This window comes from Lacticaseibacillus styriensis (assembly GCF_030770295.1).
Lineage (GTDB): Bacteria > Bacillota > Bacilli > Lactobacillales > Lactobacillaceae > Lacticaseibacillus > Lacticaseibacillus casei.
In genome coordinates this window covers 2,291,371-2,312,906 of sequence record NZ_CP132483.1, presented here as the reverse complement: position 1 = coordinate 2,312,906, position 21,536 = coordinate 2,291,371, and the positions used below count along the sequence as shown (strand labels likewise).

Here is a 21,536-nt window from a genome sequence, read left to right as displayed (position 1 = left end):
GAAGCACCCACGAAGACATGAACGCAATAATTAAGTGGAAGGTGCTCATGTGGTTATCGTCGTGAAAATAGCGAAATGTATTCATGACTAGCTGACAAATGTTTTCTGGAAACCATCTGTCCGCTGGCCGGCCTTGCGTCATCACGAGGCTTAATGAAGACAGCCACTCAATCAAGAAAGGAACTATATAAAAGTTTATTGATGCCAAAGCGGCATGCTTCCACATTTTATATAACAAGAGATGATGTTCAAGAAAACCATAACAAGGCATAACGCTTCCACGCAGGAAAAAACGGCGGCGCTGATGCAGTATAGCCAGCATCAGCCACATGAGGTTCTGGCGACACTGAGAACCCGTGAAGCAGGTCTGATGCCTGCCGAGGCCGCCGATCGTCTGGAAGAAACGGGATCCAACACCGTCGTGACCCAACATCCGCGGCCGTGGTATTTGATTTTATTTGCAGCATTTAATGAACCGTTTGTCTGGGTGCTGCTTTTATTATGCATCGTTTCCATCATGACAGCGGATTATGACGGCGCTCGAATGATGGGGCTGATGATTACGCTCTCTGTTTCGATTCACTTTTGGCAGGAGTATCGGTCGCAAAAAGAAAGCCATGCGCTGGCTGCCTTGATTGCCAATACGACAGCGGTGACGCGTGACGGGCAAACGCAGGAGCGGCCGATGGATGAAGTCGTGCCGGGCGATATTGTCCAACTGGCGACGGGAGATATGATTCCGGCTGATGCTTATTTGATTGCGACGCACGATTTGTTCGTCAATCAATCGTCTTTTACCGGTGAAGCGATGCCGGTGGAGAAAACGGCCGGCAAAGCCACTTTAGATACGGATCAAAGTCTTTTTGATGCGCCGAATCTGGTTTTCATGGGAACGGACGTGATTTCCGGTTCCGGTACCGCGGTGATTTTGAAAACCGGGGATGCCACTTATTTTGGTGATATGGCGAATCAAATCGGCCATAAACCCGCGCCAACGAGTTTTGAACAAGGGATGCGGGCCATCAGCCGGGTTTTGATCAGCATGATGCTGGTGTTGGTGCCGGTGGTGTTCGTGATCAACGGCATCACCAAGCAGGATTGGTCACAGGCGTTCTTTTTTGCGATTGCGGTTGCGGTGGGGCTGACGCCGGAAATGTTGCCGATGATCGTCAATAGCAATCTGGCAAAAGGCGCGCTTGCCATGTCGAAACGAAAAGTTATTGTGAAACGACTGCATGCGATCCAAAATCTCGGGGCCATCGATACCCTTTTCACCGACAAAACCGGGACAATTACCGAAGATCGCGTGGTCGTGATGCGGTATGTCGACGCGACTGGGGCCACTGATCCGGCGGTGCTGCGGATGGCGTATATGAATGCCAATTATCAGACCGGGTGGCACAACCTGATAGATACGGCAGTGGTGAATTACGCGCATGAGCACGAGGCGATTTTGGCGGATTTGCCCGCGGGATTAACCAAAATCGATGAAATTCCGTTTGACTTTGAGCGCCGGCGACTCACGGTGGTTGTCGCTAACGAGGACCACCAGTGGATGATCACCAAAGGGGCATTTGAGGAAATGCTGGCGGTGTGTGATCGGGTCGAACTGCATGGCGAGGTGCTGCCGATTACCCCGGAACGGCTCAAGCAACTTCAACATACAAATGCGGCCATGAGCGGTCAGGGGATGCGGGTGATTGTGGTGGCTTATCGGCAAGACGTCCATCAACAGGAAATTTATACGACCGCTGACGAACAACATATGGTGATCGCCGGTTTTCTGGGCTTTCTGGATCCAGCCAAGCCAGATGCCAAAGAGGCGGTTGGCTTATTGCGGAACCACGGCGTCCGGGTGAAAGTTTTGACCGGTGATAACGCCATTATTACGCAACATGTTGCCGAAGAAGTGGGCATTGCCAATCAGCTTGTTGTCACGGGAAATGATGTCGAGGCCATGGACGATAAGGCATTACAGCAGGCTGTCGAGTCAACGGATCTGTTCGTGAAGCTCAGCCCGTTGCAAAAAGCGCGCATTATTAAAACCATGCGGGCAGCCGGACATACGGTTGGGTACATGGGCGATGGCATCAATGACACGGCCGCATTGCGCGAAGCCGACGTCAGCATCAGTGTGGATACGGCTGCGGATATCACCAAAGACGCAAGCGGCATTATTTTGCTGGAAAAGAGTCTGCTGGTGCTTGAAGATGGCATTCTTGAAGGACGACGGGTCTATGCCAACGCCATGAAGTACATTAAAATGACGATCGCCTCGAATTTTGGGAATGCCTTTTCGGTTTTGGTTGCCAGCATTTTTCTGCCATTTTTGCCGATGTTGGCGATTCAGCTGCTGGTTCAAAATCTGATTTACGATACGTCGCAAATGACCATTCCCTGGGACAATGTGGATGACGCAACGTTAGCCGAGCCGACGCCATGGCGCGCTAAGGGCTTGTTGCGATATACGTTGACATTTGGGCCGTTAAGTTCGCTTTTTGATATCACAACGTTCCTATTCTTATGGTTTGGGCTCGGAATCGGTGCCCATGCGGCCAGTTTGCCCGCACAGCATGTTTTTCAAGCAGGCTGGTTTGTCGTCGGTCTGTTCACCCAATCGTTAGTCGTGCACGTTTTACGGACGCGGGTGACACCATTTTGGCGGTCTCCGGCATCGGCCATCGTCATCCTGTCGACCATGCTGGCCTTGTTGGTGGGGTTGTTCCTCATCCTCTCGCCGCTGCATCGTGCCTTTGACTTTGCGGTGTTGCCACTTGGCTATTGGCCGGGGGCGGCGCTCATCGTGTTGACTTACCTAATTGTTGTTGAATGCGTTAAGCGGGTGTATTTAAAGCGCGGCTGGCCGTGGCTGTGAAAAGCCATTCGGGGTGTTTCCCAAACTGAATCTTACTTGCCTTTTACGAGACAGCGTGCTACGCTACTTAAGTATGTTTTCAGCATACGCGTGGGAGGCCAAAACTTCTGGCCATCATAACCACATCACGGACTTAAGGAGGTATGTCTCGTGGCTAAAAAAGTAGCAAACATTGTCAAACTCCAAATTCCTGCTGGGAAAGCAACCCCAGCTCCTCCGGTTGGCCCTGCACTTGGGCAAGCCGGTATCAATATTATGGGGTTCACCAAGGATTTCAATGCACGTACGGCTGATCAAGCCGGCATGATTATCCCGGTTGTCATCACGGTTTATGAAGATCGTTCATTTGATTTCGTAACCAAGACCCCGCCGGCTGCAATTCTTTTGAAGAAAGCTGCTGGTGTTGAACATGGTTCCGGCGAACCGAATACCAAGAAGGTTGCTAAGGTGACCAAGGCTCAGGTCAAGGAAATCGCCGAAACAAAGATGCAAGACCTTAACGCTGCCGATGTTGAAGCGGCTATGCGCATGGTTGAAGGAACGGCTCGCTCGATGGGCTTCGAAGTCGAAGACTAAGACGCACTGTTCGGATTCTCAGTGAAAACTGAGGTAATCAGGTGGAAGGGAGAAAACTGATCTCCCAGTGACCACATTTGCAAGGAGGAAAACCCAGAATGGCTAAAAAAGGTAAAAAGTATTTAGAGGCTGCTAAAGCGGTTGATTCAAACAAGCAGTACACCCCTGAAGAAGCGGTTAATCTGCTGAAGAAAATCGACTACGCCAAGTTCGACGAAACCGTTGAAGTTGCCTATCGTTTAAACGTTGACCCAAAGCAGGCTGACCAACAGATCCGTGGCGCAGTTGTGCTGCCAAACGGAACCGGTAAGACGTCGAAGGTTATCGTTTTTGCCCAAGGCGACCAAGCCAAGGCTGCCGAAGACGCCGGTGCTGACATTGTCGGTGCCGAAGATTTGGTACAAAAGATTCAAGACGGCTGGTTGGACTTTGATGTTGCGGTTGCAACACCACCAATGATGGCCCAGGTTGGTCGTTTGGGCCGGGTACTTGGCCCGAAAGGCTTGATGCCTAACCCGAAGACCGGTACCGTTACCATGGACACTGCCAAAGCTGTCAATGATATCAAAGCCGGCCAGGTTGCTTATCGTGTTGACAAGGCTGGTATCATCCATGCCCCAATCGGCAAGAAGAGCTTCGATGCTGACAAGCTGCTTGAAAACTTCAAAGCCATGAACGACATCGTTTTGAAGGCACGCCCAGCAAGTACAAAGGGTATCTACATCAAGAGCCTGACCCTGACGTCCACCATGGCGCCTGGTATCAAGGTTAACCCGACTGACTTCTAAAATAATGATTATTTTGAGACTCGCTGAAACTGGCGGGTCTTTTTATTTTGCGTTAAATTAAAGTCGGCGTACGCCTTTGGGCTGCAAGGAATTTGCCGATTTGACTGTCCGTGCGAACGGTATGCATTTGGCATCTATCAAGGGAATACGCTATGATTAAGTAAGGACACGAAGGGAGCGTTTACAAAAATGGCTTATCAAACCGTTGATCCGAACACGAACACTTTAGAGAAGACTTATGCGAACACAACGTCTGCGCAAATCGGCGAAATGCTGACAACCGGGCATGCGTTTTATAAGGAACAGCGTAATCTTGATCCGGCAACGCGGGCCGCAACGTTACACGCAGTTGCCGCTTATTTCCGGGATAATGCAGATGAAATGGCTGCGATTATCACCAAGGAAATGGGCAAGCGCACGGAAGAGGCTTTAGGTGAAGTCGAACTTTGTGCTGAAATTGCGGACATGTACGCTGACCGGGCGCCGGCACTGTTGAAGCCGCAGCCGATTGACAGCACGGCCGGCGCTGCAGTGACGAATCACGTTGCTACCGGAATCGTGTTTGGTGTCGAACCCTGGAACTTCCCGTATTATCAATTAATGCGGGTTTTTGCACCGAACTTCATGGTTGGCAATGCCGTCATCATCAAACCTGCAAGTAACGTACCGGCCAGTGGACTCGAATTTGAAAAGGCTGTACTGGCAGGCGGTGCGGACAAAGGCGCCTTCCAAATTGCCTTAATCGGGCACGATGATACCGAGACCTTCATCAAGGATCCGCGGGTTGCCGGTGTTTGTCTGACGGGTTCTGAAGGTGCCGGTTCGCATGTTGCGGCGCTTGCAGGCAAATACTTAAAGAAATCGTTGATGGAATTAGGCGGGATGGATGCCTTTCTGGTTTTAGACGGCGCCGATCTTAGCAGTGTCATTCCGGAAGCGGTCAAGACGCGACTGATGAACTGTGGCCAGGTCTGCACCAGTTCCAAACGGTTTATTGTGCTAGATAAGTACTATGACGATTTTGTAGCCGGGTTGAAGAAGGGCTTTGAAAGTGTCAAAATCGGCGATCCAAGCGATCCTTCAGTTGACGTTGGCCCATTGAACAGTCAAAAGGCCAAGGATAAGCTTCAAGGTCAGGTTGACACGGCGATCGAGCACGGTGCCAAGGTCGTTTACGGCAATACGCCAGTCGATCTGCCGGGCGCCTTCTTCCAACCGACAATTTTGACAGACATCGACAAGGCTAACCCTGCTTACCACACCGAATTATTTGGCCCAGTTGCCTGTGTCTACAAGGTACACTCTGAAAAGGAAGCCATTGAGCTTGCCAATGATGTACCTTATGGCCTTGGCGGTGCAGTCTTTGCCGGCGATACCAATCACGCTGCAGAAGTTGCCGCGCAGATTGAAACCGGTATGGTCGGTGCTAACCAAAGTCAGAGTTACAATGCCGAATTGCCATTTGGCGGCGTCAAGAATTCCGGTTACGGTCGGGAACTTGGCGATTTGGGGCTGTTTACATTTGTTAATGAACAAACCGTTACGCGGGCACTGCGCAAGTAATTGTTATTTCCATGTGTGCTAGGCGGTCATTGCTGCCGTGGCAAATTGAACCAAAGGAGCTTTTGAAAAATTCCAGAAAACGCCATCGCGCTGTTGTTGCGATGGCGTTTTTGCTTGTGAACATGGGCCGGATTCGGATCCACAACGTGTGAAAGTCAGCATGAAAGTTAAAAAGTCAAAAATTGGAACCGTTTTCATGACAGTGGTGTGTTAATATTTTTGACAATAATAGTATTATATAAATGTATTGTGTGTGTAAGAATTTAAATATTTATAAAAGTAAGTCCTTTGAAAGATTGGTCTAGTGGCTTTCACAGGACTTTCGTTGCCTTTGGCAGGAGAGCATATAATCACATTTTTAGATATTTTTGACTGTATTTGCCCTTTTACTGACGGAGGAACTTTTCAAATGAGCAGTGGTTGTGCATGAATTATTTCATCAACTTTTTCAAGTCAATAGCCAGGTAGCCATGTGCAGCTTGATCCGGAAAGGAGATGGTGCCACGGGGGAACTGCTTTAAGAAAATGGGTTGGAAACTAACCAATTGGGTTACTCAATTATTTTTGAGAGGATCTTGAGTATGAAAAAGGTAAAGAGAACGAATGTTTTGATGGAGAAGAAACGATACAAGATGTTCAAGTCGAAGAAAAAGTGGTTAATCGCACCACTCTTCTTCCTTGGCGTCGGGTTGGGAACAGCCTTCGAACCAAATGAAGTTAAAGCTGATGTTCAAACACCAAGCAGTTCCACCTATACTGAGGCTTCCTCATCAGGTGCCAGTAGCGGACAAAATAGCGCCAGTAGCAGCGCTGCAACAGATACACAAAGCAGTGCAACTAGCGCTAGTCAAAGCAAATCAAGTGTTGCTAGTACTGATAGCAGTAGTGCTGCGAGTGACAGCCAAAGCAGCAGCGTAGCGAGCGCCAGCCAAAGTAGTAACAGTGCCGCCAGCGCCAGCCAGGGCAGTAAGAGCGCCTCAAGCGCCAGTGCTTCAAGTAGCAGTGCAAGCAACGCCAGCGATGGCAGTGCCAGTCAAGGTAGCAGCAGTGCCGCCAGTGCCGGTAGCGCGAACAGCAGCAGTGCCAGTCTGGCTAGTGCCGCTGCGAGTGCTGCGAGTTCCGCTAGTGCATCAAGTGCCAGTTCATCAAGTTCAAGTTCATCAAGTTCAGATGCCAGCGCAAGCAGCGCCAATGCAGCAAAGGCCACACAGAGTGCACTTGCAGCAAGCTCGGCTGCAGCTACTTCCGGCTCTAGCGTTGACGTCAGCACGGCTTCTGATTTTAACACGGCCATGGCGAACTCGGCTGTCAGTGAGATTAACGTTCAGGCTGATTTCGTTGATGATGTATCGGGTGCTGATCGGCAAACATATGCTTATCGGCCGAACCTAGTTATTAATGGTAATGGCCACACAATTGATTTTCGTAAGCACTGGTACGAGCAAGATGCTACGGCTACTCAGAATGAAAGCCTTACGATCAATGACTTGACCATGTATGGTTACAGTTATTGGGGCCCGGTTACCATCATGGGGGTTAACCCTAACTCCGGGTATGATCATTCCGTGACCTTTAATAATGTCACATATACTGGTGCCCAGTTAATGTATGGCAGAACGACGAAGGTTTACATTAAGGGAAAGACAACGGTTAATTCCGTAAAATCCTACACCTCACCGTTTGATAATTCGACTCAGCTTGCACAGCCAGGTGATGGCAGTCAGCAAAACTTTGAAGTCAGCTATATGGAAGTCGAAGCCGGCGCTACTTACACAGGTACTACTTATAGTGGGACGGCCGTTCAAGTTCACAATGGTGGCTCGTTTATTGTCGATAAAGGTGCGACCGTTGATCTGCAAAGAACAAGTGCGACTGGTGCCAATGAAGACGGCTTTAATGCACTGATTTATACAAGTGGATCGGTTGAGTTTAAAGAAGGATCGAAGGTTACTCTTAATAAGAATAAGCTTGAAGAAGATAACTTCTCACCGATTTATATCGACAATGGCGCTAATTTAACGGTCGACAAAGACGCAGTTGTTAATATTGATGGTGCAGCTGGCAATACTCCGGTTAGGATTACCGGCAGTGGTACAGTCAACCTCAATGAAGGTTCATCAATGACCATTAACCAAACCGGGGACACGTTCGGCACTAATGGTGTCATTAATATCACTGGCACTGGTGGCTTTTATGTTGCGAGTGGTAGCACCCTTGCCGTTAATGTGACGGACACAGGTGCAGCTTCGATTAATGTCATCAAGACGACCGGTAGTAGCCAGTTGAGCTTTGCCCAGGATGCAACTGCCAAGCTGACGGTTAATGGTGGCACAGGTATTGCCCATGTGCTTAACATTGGCAATAACTCGAAGATTAATATTTATATGCCAAAGTCAATTCTTTTCAGTATTGACGGTAATACGAATAGTGCTTCCAGTATCTTCGATGTTACTGGCAGTGGTACGTTAACCGCCCAGTATGTCAAGATTAACCCTGACAATGGTAAGAGTCCTTTTGGTCCGTATAAGTCCGTTTCTTATACATTGAAAAATGACGGTTCTACGTCAGCAACGGCAACGGTTCAAGGTTTAACTGAAGCTTCCGAAACTTCAGGCAAAGATCTTGCTGATGATTTTGCAACTGATACTAGCCTGGAATTCGTAACAGCTGCAGACAATTTTGTCACCGTTGATCCAGTCACTGACGAAACGACAACCCTCACAGGTAAAACCGGTGCGGATGGTTATGTAACGATTACCGGATTAGACGGGATTCCTGATGGCACTCTGACGGCAAACTCATATGATTCGACTAAGTATTTGGTACAAGCCGATGACAATGGGAACTGGAGTTATAAACTTCCTGATGGCGTTAAATTAACACCGAATACCTCCTTTAAAGTGGTTTCAAGCGATGCCTTTATCGTTAAAACCGCAACAGTGGTTGTTAATGATGCCGAAACACCAAAACAGGCTTCTAGTGCTGCCGATAGTTCAAAGAAGACCGGTAGTGCCGCTGATGCAACGGATTCACAGGCCGCTGTGACAAACAGTGCTGCCAGTGCTGCAGCAAGTTATGCGAGTGAAGCTGCGGCGATTGCCAAGAGTCAGGCTTCCAATGCGACGATTCAGTCACTGGCAAGCGATGCCCAAAAGCAGGCAAGCTTAGCATCTGATGCTAAAGTCGCGGCCGGCAAGAGCTCAAGTGCCGCCGCTGCGGCAGCAAGTACTGCAGCCAGCGCTGCCATTGAAGCTTCATCCGCTGCTGCTGCTGTAGCCAGTGACGATGCCTTAGCAAGTTCTGCCGCTGCCGCGTATGATTCTTACGCAGCGGAAGCAAATGCTGCTTCTGCAGTTAATGATTCTGCGGGTTATGCAACGGCATCAACCGCTGCTGCATCTGCTGCTAGTCAGATGAACAATTCATTGTCGGATGCTCAATCAGCTGCAAAAATTGCTGCAAGCGATGCAGCAGTTGCAAGTAACGCTGTCAGTGCTGCGGTTGAAGCTCAGAGTGAAGCTACAACACAAGCGGCTGCTGCATCAGCTGCAAGCAGTCAGGCACTTGAGGATCTGAATAAGATTAAGGCGGCAGTGAATAGTGACGCTAATGGTGCCAGTTCCAGTGCCAGTGAGGCTAATATTGCTTCAACTGCCACCTCGAGTTATGCAAGTGCCGCAAACTCCAGTGCTAGTGAAGCCGGTTCTTATGCATCTCAAGCAAGTTCGAGTGCCAGTGACGCAGCCGGTCAGGCAAGCACGGCTGATCAGCATGCAAGTACCGCTGCATCGGCCGCTTCCGAATATCCGAACGATAGTGGAATCCAGTCATATGCCAGTGCAGCTGCCAGCGATGCCTCTGAGGCGGATAGCAACGCAAGCATGGCACATAGTGCTGCTGCTTCCGGTGCGGCTGCTGCCAGTGATGCCAGCGACCAAGCCAAGACAGCCGATAGTGCCGATGCCGTAGCCAGTGGTGCCGCCAAGGCGGCCAATAGTGCGGCCGATGCTGCCAAAAGTGCCGCAAAGACCGGCGACAGTAAAGCTGCCGCTAGTTACTCCAACGCTGCCAGTGTTGCCGCAAGTAACGCCAAACAAGCTGAAAGTCAAGCTAAGGCAGCCGCAAGTGCTGCCGCGTCAGATGCCGCAACTGCATCAGATGCTGCCAGTGCTGCCGCTGGCTATGACAAAGCTGCCAGTGATGCCAACGCTGCCGCAAGCAGCGCCGCAGATGCTGCTTCTAGTGCTGCCGCAGCCAAGCACAATCCAAGTTCCAGCGCCAGTGAGGCTGATATTGCTTCGACTGCAACGTCCAGTTATGCAAGTGCTGCAAACTCCAGTGCCAGTGAAGCCGGATCCTATGCATCGCAGGCCGGTTCGAGTGCCAGTGACGCTGCCGGACAAGCCAGCACAGCTGACCAACATGCAAGTACCGCTGCATCAGCTGCTTCCGAATATCCAAATGATAGTGGAATCCAGTCATACGCCAGTGCTGCCGCTAGCGACGCTTCTGAGGCAGATAGTAATGCAAGCATGGCACATAGTGCCGCTGCTTCCGGTGCGGCTGCTGCCAGTGATGCCAGCGACCAAGCCAAGACAGCCGATAGTGCCGACGCCGTAGCCAGTGATGCCGCCAAGGCTGCTAATAGCAACGCCGATAAGGCCACCAGTGCTGCAAAGGCCGGTGACAGCAAGGCTGCTACTAGTTACTCCAACGCTGCCAGTGCTGCCGCAAGCAGCGCCAAGCAGGCTGAAAGCCAAGCTAAGGCCGCGGCAAGTGCTGCCGCATCAGATGCTGCAACGGCATCAGATGCCGCCAGTGCTGCCGCTGGCTATGACAAAGCTGCCAGTGCTGCCAACGCTGCCGCAAGCAGCGCCGCAGATGCTGCTTCTAGTGCTGCCGCAGCCAAGCACAATCCAAGTTCCAGCGCCAGTGAGGCTGATATTGCTTCGACTGCAACGTCCAGTTATGCGAGTGCCGCGAACTCCAGTGCCAGTGAAGCCGGTTCTTATGCATCACAGGCAGGTTCCAGTGCCAGTGACGCCGCCGGTCAGGCAAGCACAGCTGACCAGCATGCAAGTACCGCTGCATCAGCTGCCTCCGAGTATCCGAAGGATAGCGGGATCCAGTCATATGCTAGTGCGGCTGCCAGTGATGCCTCTGAAGCGGACAGCAATGCAAGCATGGCACATAGTGCCGCTGCTTCCGGTGCGGCGGCTGCCAGCGATGCCAGCGATCAAGCCAAGACAGCCGATAGTGCCGATGCCGTAGCCAGTGATGCCGCCAAGGCTGCTAATAGCAACGCCGATAAGGCCACTAGTGCCGCAAAGGCCGGTGACAGCAAGGCTGCTACTAGTTATTCCAACGCTGCCAGCGCTGCAGCAAGCAACGCTAAGCAGGCTGAAAGCCAAGCTAAGGCAGCGGCAAGTGCTGCTGCGTCAGATGCCGCAACGGCATCAGATGCTGCTAAAGCCGCCGCTGGTTATGACAAAGCTGCCAGTGATGCCAATGCTGCCGCAAGTAGTGCTGCCAGTGCTGCTTCCAGTGCCGCATCTGTAAAGAGTGACGCCAGTGGCGCTGACCAGGCTTCAACCGCAACCTCTAGCTATGCGAGTGCCGCAAACTCCAGTGCTAGTGAAGCCGCTTCCTATGCATCACAGGCAAGTTCCAGTGCCAGTGATGCAGCTGGTCAGGCAAGCACGGCTGATCAGCATGCAAGTACCGCTGCATCGGCTGCTTCCGAATATCCGAACGATAGTGGGATCCAGTCATATGCCAGTGCCGCTGCCAGTGATGCTTCTGAGGCGGATAGCAACGCAAGCATGGCACATAGTGCCGCTGCTTCCGGTGCGGCTGCTGCCAGTGATGCCAGTGACCAAGCTAAGACAGCCGATAGTGCGGATGCCGTAGCCAGTGATGCTGCCAAGGCTGCTAATAGTAATGCCGATGCTGCAACTAGTGCTGCAAAAGCTGGCGACAGCAAGGCTGCTGCTAGTTACTCCAACGCTGCCAGCGCTGCTGCAAGCAACGCCAAGCAGGCTGAAAGTCAGGCTAAGGCAGCCGCCAGTGCTGCCGCATCAGATGCCGCAACGGCATCTGATGCTGCCAGTGCTGCAGCCGGTTATGACAAAGCTGCCAGTGATGCCAATGCTGCTGCAAGCAGCGCCGCAGATGCTGCCGCAAGTGCCGCAGCAAAGCACAATCCAAGTTCCAGTGCGAGTGAGGCTGATATTGCTTCGACTGCAACATCTAGCTATGCGAGTGCCGCAAACTCCAGTGCTAGTGAAGCCGGTTCTTATGCATCACAGGCAAGTTCCAGTGCCAGTGACGCTGCCGGTCAGGCAAGCACAGCTGACCAGCATGCAAGTACCGCTGCATCAGCTGCTTCCGAATATCCAAATGATAGTGGAATCCAGTCATACGCCAGTGCTGCCGCTAGCGACGCTTCTGAGGCAGATAGTAATGCAAGCATGGCACATAGTGCCGCTGCTTCCGGTGCGGCTGCTGCCAGTGATGCCAGTGACCAAGCTAAGACAGCCGATAGTGCCGACGCCGTAGCCAGTGATGCCGCCAAGGCTGCTAATAGCAACGCCGATAAGGCCACCAGTGCTGCAAAGGCCGGTGACAGCAAGGCTGCTGCTAGTTACTCCAACGCTGCCAGTGCTGCAGCAAGCACCGCCAAGCAGGCTGAAAGTCAAGCTAAGGCCGCGGCAAGTGCTGCTGCGTCAGATGCCGCAACGGCGTCGGATGCCGCCAGTGCTGCAGCCGGTTATGACAAAGCCGCCAGTGACGCTAACGCTGCCGCAAGCAGTGCTGCCAGTGCTGCTTCCAGTGCTGCGGCGGCCAAGAGTGATGCTAGTGGTGCCAGTTCAAGTGCTAGTGAAGCTAATATTGCTTCGACTGCAACATCCAGCTATGCAAGTGCCGCAAACTCCAGTGCCAGTGAAGCCGGTTCCTATGCATCACAGGCAGGTTCCAGTGCCAGTGACGCTGCCGGACAAGCCAGCACGGCTGACCAGCATGCAAGCACCGCTGCATCAGCTGCTTCCGAATATCCAAACGATAGTGGAATCCAGTCATATGCCAGTGCCGCTGCCAGTGATGCTTCTGAGGCGGATAGCAACGCAAGCATGGCACATAGTGCCGCTGCTTCCGGTGCGGCTGCTGCCAGTGATGCCAGTGACCAAGCCAAGACAGCCGATAGTGCGGATGCCGTAGCCAGTGATGCAGCCAAGGCCGCTAACAGCAACGCCGATAAGGCCGCAAGTGCCGCAAAAGCCGGCGACAGCAAAGCTGCTGCTAGTTACTCCAACGCCGCCAGTGCTGAAGCAAGCAGCGCCAAGCAGGCTGAAAGCCAAGCTAAGGCCGCGGCAAGTGCTGCCGCATCAGATGCCGCAACGGCGTCAGATGCCGCCAGTGCTGCCGCCGGTTATGACAAAGCTGCCAGTGATGCCAATGCTGCTGCAAGCAGCGCTGCAGATGCTGCCGCCAGTGCCGCAGCAAAGCACAATCCAAGTTCCAGTGCCAGTGAGGCTGATATTGCTTCGACTGCAACATCCAGCTATGCAAGTGCCGCAAACTCCAGTGCCAGTGAAGCCGGTTCTTATGCATCACAGGCAAGTTCCAGTGCCAGTGACGCAGCTGGTCAAGCAAGCACGGCTGATAAGAATGCAAGCACAGCTGCATCAGCTGCTTCCGAATATCCGAACGATAGCGGGATCCAGTCATATGCCAGTGCTGCCGCTAGCGACGCTTCTGAGGCGGATAGCAACGCAAGCATGGCACATAGTGCCGCTGCTTCTGGTGCGGCTGCTGCCAGTGATGCCAGCGATCAAGCTAAGACGGCTGATAGTGCCGATGCCGTAGCCAGTGATGCAGCCAAGGCCGCTAACAGCAACGCCGATAAGGCCACTAGTGCCGCAAAGGCCGGTGACAGCAAGGCTGCTGCTAGTTACTCCAACGCTGCCAGCGCTGCTGCAAGCACCGCCAAGCAGGCTGAAAGTCAGGCTAAGGCAGCCGCCAGTGCTGCCGCGTCAGATGCCGCAACAGCATCAGATGCTGCCAGTGCTGCAGCCGGTTATGACAAAGCTGCCAGTGATGCCAACGATGCCGCAAGCAGTGCGGCAAGTGCCGCGTCTAGTGCTGCCGCAGCCAAGAGCGATGCCAGTGGTGCTAGCTCCAGTGCCAGTGGGGCAAGTTCCAGTGCGAGTGAGGCTAATACAGCTTCGACCGCAACTTCTGGTTATGCTAGCGCTGCAAATTCCAGTGCCAGTGAAGCCGGTTCTTATGCATCACAGGCAAGTTCCAGTGCCAGTGACGCAGCTGGTCAGGCAAGCACAGCTGACCAGCATGCAAGCACGGCTGCATCAGATGCTGCCAAGTATCCGAAGGATAGCGGAATCCAGTCATATGCCAGTGCTGCTGCCAGCGATGCTTCTGAAGCGGATAGTAATGCAAGCATGGCACATAGTGCCGCTGCTTCCGGTGCGGCTGCTGCCAGTGATGCCAGCGACCAAGCCAAGACGGCCGATAGTGCCGACGCCGTAGCCAGTGATGCCGCCAAGGCCGCTAACAGCAACGCCGATAAGGCCGCAAGTGCCGCAAAAGCCGGCGACAGCAAAGCTGCTGCTAGTTACTCCAACGCCGCCAGTGCTGAAGCAAGCAGCGCCAAGCAGGCTGAAAGCCAAGCTAAGGCCGCGGCAAGTGCTGCCGCATCAGATGCCGCAATGGCATCAGATGCCGCCAGTGCTGCAGCCGGTTATGACAAAGCTGCTAGTGATGCCAATGCTGCCGCAAGCAGCGCCGCAGATGCTGCTTCCAGTGCCGCAGCTAAGCACAATCCAAGTTCCAGTGCCAGTGAAGCCGATATTGCTTCGACTGCAACATCTAGCTATGCAAGTGCCGCAAACTCCAGTGCTAGTGAAGCCGGATCCTATGCATCGCAGGCAAGTTCCAGTGCCAGTGACGCTGCCGGACAAGCCAGCACGGCTGACCAGCATGCAAGCACCGCTGCATCAGCTGCTTCCAAGTATCCTAAGGATAGCGGAATCCAGTCATATGCCAGTGCCGCAGCCAGTGATGCTTCTGAAGCGGATAGTAATGCAAGCATGGCACATAGTGCCGCTGCTTCCGGTGCGGCTGCTGCCAGTGACGCCAGCGACCAAGCCAAGGCAGCTGATAGTGCCGACGCCGTCGCCAGTGACGCAGCCAAGGCTGCTAACAGCAACGCCGATAAGGCCGCAAGTGCCGCAAAAGCCGGCGACAGCAAAGCTGCTGCTAGTTACTCCAACGCTGCCAGTGCTGCTGCAAGCAGCGCCAAGCAGGCTGAAAGTCAGGCTAAGGCAGCCGCCAGTGCTGCCGCATCAGATGCCGCAACGGCATCTGATGCTGCCAGTGACGCCGCCGGTTATGACAAAGCTGCCAGTGATGCCAACGCTGCCGCAAGCAGTGCTGCCAGTGCTGCTTCCAGTGCTGCCGCAGCGAAGTCCGATGCTAGTGGTGCCAGCTCCAGCGCCAGTGGTGCCAGTTCAAGTGCTAGTGAAGCTAACGGTGCCTCAACTGCCACCTCAAGCTATGCGAGTGCTGCAAACTCCAGTGCGAGTGAAGCCGGTTCTTATGCATCACAAGCAAGTTCCAGTGCCAGTGACGCAGCCGGTCAGGCAAGCACAGCTGACCAGCATGCAAGCACGGCTGCATCAGATGCTGCCAAGTATCCGAAGGATAGCGGAATCCAGTCATATGCCAGTGCGGCAGCCAGCGATGCTTCTGAGGCGGATAGCAATGCAAGCATGGCACATAGTGCCGCTGCTTCCGGTGCGGCGGCTGCCAGCGATGCCAGCGACCAAGCCAAGACGGCCGATAGTGCCGATGCCGTAGCCAGTGCTGCAGCCAAGGCGGCCAATAGTGACGCCGATAAGGCCGCAAGTGCCGCAAAGGGCGGCGACAGTAAAGCTGCTGCTAGTTACTCCAACGCCGCAAGTGCTGAAGCAAGCAGCGCCAAACAGGCTGAAAGCCAAGCTAAGGCAGCCGCCAGTGCTGCCGCATCAGATGCCGCAACGGCGTCAGATGCCGCCAGTGCTGCAGCCGGTTATGACAAAGCTGCTAGTGATGCCAATGCTGCTGCAAGCAGTGCGGCAAGTGCTGCTTCCAGTGCTGCCGCAGCGAAGTCCGATGCAGCGAAGTCTGATGCTAGTGGTGCCAGCTCCAGTGCTAGTCAGGCTAGTGATGCATCATCGGAAGCTTCAGACTACGCAAGCAACGCAAGTTCCAGTGCTAGCGAAGCCAACTCTTATGCATCACAGGCAAGTTCTAGTGCCAGTGGCGCAAACAGTCAGGCAAGCAATGCCGCGAGTGATGCCAACAATGCTTCATCAGCTGCTTCCGAGTATCCAGATGATAGCGGAATCCAGTCTGATGCAAGTACGGCATCAAGTGCTGCAAGCATTGCAAGCAGCGCCGCAAGCCAGGCAACAAGTCAATCATCGATTGCTTCTTCAGCTGCCAGTGATGCAAACCACCAGGCAAGTATCGCTTCCAGCGCGGCATCAGCCGCAAGCAGTGCGGCAAGTACTGCAAGCAGCGCTGCCAGTGCTGCATCAAGCGCCGCCAACTCCGGTGACAGTAGTGCCGCAAGCAGTTACTCCAACGCCGCAAGCTCGGCCGCAAGCGATGCATCGAGTGCTGAGAGTCAGGCAAGCGATGCCGCCAGTGCTGCGGCTTCCGATGACTCGGTAGCTTCTAGCGCTGCGAGTGCTGCTAGTTCCTATAGCTCGGCCGCATCCGATGCGGCAAGTACCGCAAGCAGTGCCGCGAGTGCTGCTTCCAGTGCTGCCGCAGCGAAGTCCGATGCTGCGAAGTCTGATGCTAGTGGAGCCGGTTCAAGTGCTAGTCAGGCTAGTGATGCATCGTCGACAGCTTCAGACTACGCAAGCAACGCAAGTTCCAGTGCGAGTGAGGCCAGTTCTTATGCATCACAGGCAAGTTCTAGTGCCAGTGGCGCAAATAGCCAAGCAAGCAATGCCGCGAGTGATGCCAGCAATGCTTCATCAGCTGCTTCCGAGTATCCAGATGATAGCGGAATCCAGTCTGATGCAAGTACGGCATCAAGTGCTGCAAGCCAAGCAAGCAGTGCCGCAAGCCAGGCAACGAGTCAGTCATCGATTGCTTCCTCTGCTGCCAGTGATGCAAAGAGCCAAGCAAGTATCGCTTCCAGCGCGGCCTCAACCGCAAGTAGTGCCGCAAGCATTGCAAGCAGCGCTGCCAGTGCTGCATCAAGCGCCGCCAACTCCGGTAACAGTAGTGCAGCAAGCAGTTACTCCAACGCCGCAAGCAATGCCGCAAGTGACGCATCAAATGCTGAGAGTCAGGCAAGCGATGCCGCGAGTGCTGCAGCTTCCGATGATTCGGTAGCTTCCAGCGCCGCCAGTGCTGCTAGTTCCTATAGCTCAGCAGCATCCAGTGCGGCAAGCACCGCAAGCAGTGCCGCGAGCGCTGCCTCCAGTGCTGCCGCAGCCAAGAGTGGTGCTAGTTCCAGTGCTAGTGGTGCCAGCTCCAGTGCTAGTCAAGCCAGTGATGCATCATCGACAGCTTCAGATTACGCAAGCAATGCCAGCTCCAGTGCTAGTGAGGCTAACTCCTATGCATCACAGGCAAGTTCCAGTGCCAGTGGTGCAAACAGCCAAGCAAGCAATGCCACGAGTGATGCCAACAATGCGTCATCAGCTGCTTCCGAGTATCCAAGTGATAGCGCGATCCAGTCTGATGCAAGCACGGCATCTAGTGCCGCAAGCGAAGCAAGCAGTGCCGCAAGTCAGGCAACAAGTCAATCATCGATTGCTTCTTCTGCTGCTAGTGACGCAAACCACCAGGCAAGTATCGCTTCCAGCGCGGCTTCTGCTGCAAGCAGTGCGGCAAGCATTGCAAGTAGCGCAGCCAGTGCTGCATCTAATGCTGCCAATTCCGGTAACAGTAGTGCAGCAAGCAGTTACTCCAACGCCGCAGCTTCAGCTGCAAGTGCTGCAACGAGTGCTGAAAATGCCGCAAGCGATGCTGCAAGTGCTGCAGCTTCCGATGATTCGGTAGCTTCCAATGCTGCGAGTGCTGCTAGTTCCTATAACGCGATAGCATCCAGTGCGGCAAGCACCGCAAGTAGCGCAGCCAGTGCTGCAGCCAGCGCGGCAGCAAGCCATCACAACTTACCTGATACCGGTGGCAATGGCTCAGATTCGAACTCATCGTCAGGTGCGGCCGGCAATGGTGGTAATGGTCCATCATCAGGCTCATCATCGAATGCAGCCGGTGGTAGTGGTACGCAGCCAGGAAACGGTGGCAATGGTGGCAACTCCGCTAATGGTGGAGGTTCATCATCGCAAACCGGAAATGGTAGCAGCAACACGTTGCCAACAACCGGTGGTACAACGGGTCAGACAGGTTCATCATCGGAAAACGGTAATAGTGGCAAACACACATTGCCGCAAACCGGTGAGGCAAGCGATCAAGATGCTCCTGTTCTCGGTCTGCTTATGGTCAGTCTGATGGGATTGTTCGGCCTTGCAGGAACCAGACGTCGCAAGGATGACAAAACATCAAAGTAAAGCTGAGTAACGATGGTCGTTAAACACTGTTACGCGACTAAGCTTTGACACAAATAGAGAGTGGTGTGAGGAACGTTTACACGTTTCTTGCACCACTCTTTTTGCTTGGCATTAAAAAGAGGGCAGCCGAAATGGTTGTCCTCTTTTTTTAATTATTCTAGATGCCGATATGCGTAAAGGCGTTTATTATGACTTTGACGGCGCTGTCTCAATCGAATCAACTAACTTGACCCCCATGGTTTCCTGTCCCAAAAAGACGATGGCGACGATAGCGATGAGGATGGATGCGGTAAAAATGGCAAAGATGCTGGTGACTGACCAGTTGGCGCCTAACAGGTGGCCGACCAAAAGGGGACCAACGATACCGCCGATGCGGCCGATGCCGGCTGCCATGCCTGAGCCGCTGCTGCGGACGATGGTTGGGTATTGTTCCGGTGAGTAGGCGTAGAGGGCACCCCATGCACCGAGGTTGAAGAATGAGAGCAACATGCCGGCAGTTAATAGCATTGGCAGACTCGTTGCCATTCCGAAGGCCAGTGCACTGGCGGCAGTGCCGAGGAGAAACAGGCTTAAGACGAGCTTACGGCCCCATTTTTCGATTAACCATGCGGCTACAAAATAACCGGGCAATTGTGCTAACGTCATGATCAGCACATAACCAAAACTGTTGATGAGGCTGAAGCCTTTGAGGACCATCACGCTTGGTAGCCACAGGAACATGCCGTAATAGGAGAAGACGACCATGAACCAGACGATCCACAACATGATGGTTGAGCGCACGTAAGGCGGGTGCCAGAGTGTCGTGAGCGTTTTGATCAAGCCTGGTCGGGCTACTTTTTTGAAGGCGCGTGATTCGTTGATGCCTTCGCGGAAGTAGAAAGCGTATAGGCCGGCTAAACCAGTTGCAAAAACGGCCACGCGCCAGCCCCAGACCGGCATGATGAAGTAAGAGATAATGGCTGCTAGTAACCAGCCGGCCGCCCAGAAGCTTTCTAACAATACAACGCTGCGGCCGCGTTTTTCGACCGGCACACTTTCGGAGACCAGCGTAGAAGCCACTGGCAGCTCGCCGCCCAACCCAGCGCCGATGATAAAGCGTAAAACAAGAAAAATACCATAACCTGTTGCAAAAGCGGAAATGCCGCTTCCAATTGAAAAGACCAAAAGTGTGAGAATGAGAATGGCTTTGCGGCCAAAACGATCGGCCATCATTCCGAACAAAATGGCGCCAACCGCCATACCGATCGAACTGACGCTGCCGATCCACCCCATTTCAACAGTACTTAGTTGCCATTCCTTATGCAAGGCTGCGATAACGAAACTCAGCATCCCCACATCCATCGCGTCAAATAGCCAGGCAATGCCAATGCCGACGATCAACCGCGCATGACTCGGTGCTTTCTTTGTCATTTGTCTCCTCCTTGATGAATTCCTCACAAGTTGGGTGTCTTGACACCCGTTTGCATGATCTTAATTTCATCAAAAAAGCGGGTTGCTGTCAATAAGAATTTTCATGAGATGCATCACAAGCGGATAAGACCTCAATGATTTCAAGTGTTTAGAAAGCAAAATAATTTTCAAAACTTGTATCAACTTTGGGGAATGAACGATGCTGCATGTTAAGATGGAACAACATAGCAAAAAGCGAGGAAGGCAAAGTTTTATGAAGAAAATCACAGAATGGTATTACGGCATTTCACTTAAGGATCGCTTCAAGCAACGAACTTATGACGCGATCATGGGCCGCAACATGCTGACAGCAGAGTTAATGCTGCTGATTGCCAGTGCGACAGCCATTTTTATTGATGCCAATAGTTTAAAGATGATTACAGCAAGCACATGGATTCTGTTGCTGGTGACGGTGGTCATTGGTTTGATGAACACGGTCAGCTTACATTACTACCGACTGCAGGTGATTGAAGTTGACACCCCTGAAGCTTATCACCAGTACGTTTGGCTGGCAGTTGCCCGTGGCGTTTTGTCTGCGCTGATGCTGGCGGTGGCGATTTTTGCGATTGAAATGGCTTATGAAGCCGCGATGGACATGAACCCGCTACCGCAATATTACCTGACGAATCATTTCTGGATCGGCGTGATGTTGCCAATCGCGTACGGCATTTGCCGGTTTGGCTACGGGTTCCTGCATTTGCATGGTACTTGGGATCATAAAAAGGATACTGAGGACAATGATTAATTGGCAGCCAGGGGCGGGGCGAAGAGTCACGCCAGCGGAATTGCAACCTTTGTTAAAAGGCGAAGATCAATGGACGAAGCAGCTTTTTGGTAACAAAGCAGCAATCATCCGTGGCTTTCCTCAAGCGGGTCCTCTACAATATGCGGTGGCTGTGTGGCAAAATACTTATCATAAGCGTGCGCTCTATTTCAATGTGGTCGGCCGAAACATCCGGTTAGCTGAGCTGATCCCAATGCTTAAGCAATTAGCGGGTCAACACGATCGGTTGCAATTTAGCAGCTATGATTTTTCGTCAGATATTACGCAACAATTGCGTCAGGCAGGTTTTCAGGTCATTCGCCACACCGCCATGGGCACTTATCGAACGTTGCAACCGACAGCGACGATCCGCGGCATTAAATCACGTTCTCAATTAACGGCAACTCAGTGGCAGGCTGTGGTTCAGCTAAGCTATCAAAAATACGTAAGTGCACACACAGTTAATCCCGCTACGATGACGCAAGCTCAATTTGAGAAGGAGTTGAGTGATGCCGATTCGCAGCAGCCCGGTTTTTGGGTTGTAGGCAATAGGGTCCGGGCTTATGCGTTCTGGTTTGAAGATGAGCCTGGTGAATTGACAAGTGCCTGGCTCGGCGGGGTCAAGCAAGCTGATACCTTACGACTGATGCAGGCCGTTTTACCGCTGGTTCAGGCAAATTATCGAGTGGTTAACGGTGAATTTGATGATACCGATCCGCATGCATGGGCAGTCTACCGCCGATTAGCGATCCCTGATCCGCATCCTCTTGTTACATGGCAGCTAATGTTGCGCTAGTATTTGTTGGCACTGAAAAGCAGACACATTAAAAAGACGCTGGGTCATAATTTACATTGGCAATATAAAAACGAACACACACGCCTGGGCATAGAAAATCCCTCCATGATCATCAGATGAATTATGATATTTC

Annotated in this window: 8 protein-coding genes; 7 read left to right on the top strand and 1 reads right to left on the bottom strand. The window is 52.8% G+C overall.

Translation table 11 applies throughout. From position 1 onward, the window contains the following. The first annotated feature begins 244 nt into the window (after window positions 1-244). The 5 genes from mgtA to LACSTY_RS10850 all read left to right on the top strand — a co-directional run bounded on the left by mgtA (window position 245) and on the right by LACSTY_RS10850 (window position 18,395). Complete coding sequence (gene mgtA, locus LACSTY_RS10870; protein ID WP_087912648.1) at window positions 245-2,875, top strand: magnesium-translocating P-type ATPase; 2,631 nt, start codon at window positions 245-247, stop codon at window positions 2,873-2,875. Between the two features lie 150 nt (window positions 2,876-3,025). Further along, entirely contained in the window at window positions 3,026-3,451 is a 426-nt protein-coding gene (gene rplK, locus LACSTY_RS10865; RefSeq protein ID WP_005688081.1) for a 50S ribosomal protein L11, read from the top strand. Between the two features lie 98 nt (window positions 3,452-3,549). Beyond that, a complete protein-coding gene (gene rplA, locus LACSTY_RS10860) occupies window positions 3,550-4,239 on the top strand; it encodes a 50S ribosomal protein L1 (protein WP_010492086.1) in 690 nt (229 codons plus the stop codon). A 189-nt stretch (window positions 4,240-4,428) separates the two neighbouring features. Beyond that, window positions 4,429-5,802 carry an NAD-dependent succinate-semialdehyde dehydrogenase gene (locus LACSTY_RS10855; protein ID WP_087912647.1) on the top strand — a complete coding sequence of 458 codons (1,374 nt, stop codon included), beginning with the start codon at window positions 4,429-4,431 and terminating at the stop codon, window positions 5,800-5,802. 581 nt (window positions 5,803-6,383) lie between these two features. Further along, window positions 6,384-18,395, top strand: coding sequence for a pectate lyase-like adhesive domain-containing protein (locus LACSTY_RS10850; protein ID WP_306390917.1), 12,012 nt, complete (start codon window positions 6,384-6,386; stop codon window positions 18,393-18,395). A gap of 186 nt (window positions 18,396-18,581) precedes the next feature. Here the strand turns inward: LACSTY_RS10850 and LACSTY_RS10845 are convergent, their stop codons facing one another. After that, the gene (locus tag LACSTY_RS10845; protein WP_087912646.1) at window positions 18,582-19,805 is read right to left on the bottom strand and encodes an MFS transporter; all 1,224 of its coding nucleotides are present in this window, start codon (window positions 19,803-19,805) and stop codon (window positions 18,582-18,584) included. A 253-nt stretch (window positions 19,806-20,058) separates the two neighbouring features. Between LACSTY_RS10845 and LACSTY_RS10840 the strand changes: the two genes are divergently transcribed. Together LACSTY_RS10840 and LACSTY_RS10835 are read left to right on the top strand one after the other, a co-directional pair. Beyond that, complete coding sequence (locus LACSTY_RS10840) at window positions 20,059-20,589, top strand: hypothetical protein (RefSeq protein WP_087912645.1); 531 nt, start codon at window positions 20,059-20,061, stop codon at window positions 20,587-20,589. After that, window positions 20,582-21,403 carry a hypothetical protein gene (locus LACSTY_RS10835; protein ID WP_087912644.1) on the top strand — a complete coding sequence of 274 codons (822 nt, stop codon included), beginning with the start codon at window positions 20,582-20,584 and terminating at the stop codon, window positions 21,401-21,403. The genes LACSTY_RS10840 and LACSTY_RS10835 overlap by 8 nt, the downstream gene beginning before the upstream one ends. Window positions 21,404-21,536: the final 133 nt, after the last annotated feature.

Coding starts and splice junctions, on each gene's coding strand:
- mgtA (WP_087912648.1), top strand. CDS start 245: ATGTTCAAGAAAACCATAACAAGGCATAACGCTTCCACGCAGGAAAAA.
- rplA (WP_010492086.1), top strand. CDS start 3,550: ATGGCTAAAAAAGGTAAAAAGTATTTAGAGGCTGCTAAAGCGGTTGAT.
- LACSTY_RS10855 (WP_087912647.1), top strand. CDS start 4,429: ATGGCTTATCAAACCGTTGATCCGAACACGAACACTTTAGAGAAGACT.
- LACSTY_RS10850 (WP_306390917.1), top strand. CDS start 6,384: ATGAAAAAGGTAAAGAGAACGAATGTTTTGATGGAGAAGAAACGATAC.
- LACSTY_RS10845 (WP_087912646.1), bottom strand. CDS start 19,805: ATGACAAAGAAAGCACCGAGTCATGCGCGGTTGATCGTCGGCATTGGC.
- LACSTY_RS10840 (WP_087912645.1), top strand. CDS start 20,059: ATGAAGAAAATCACAGAATGGTATTACGGCATTTCACTTAAGGATCGC.
- LACSTY_RS10835 (WP_087912644.1), top strand. CDS start 20,582: ATGATTAATTGGCAGCCAGGGGCGGGGCGAAGAGTCACGCCAGCGGAA.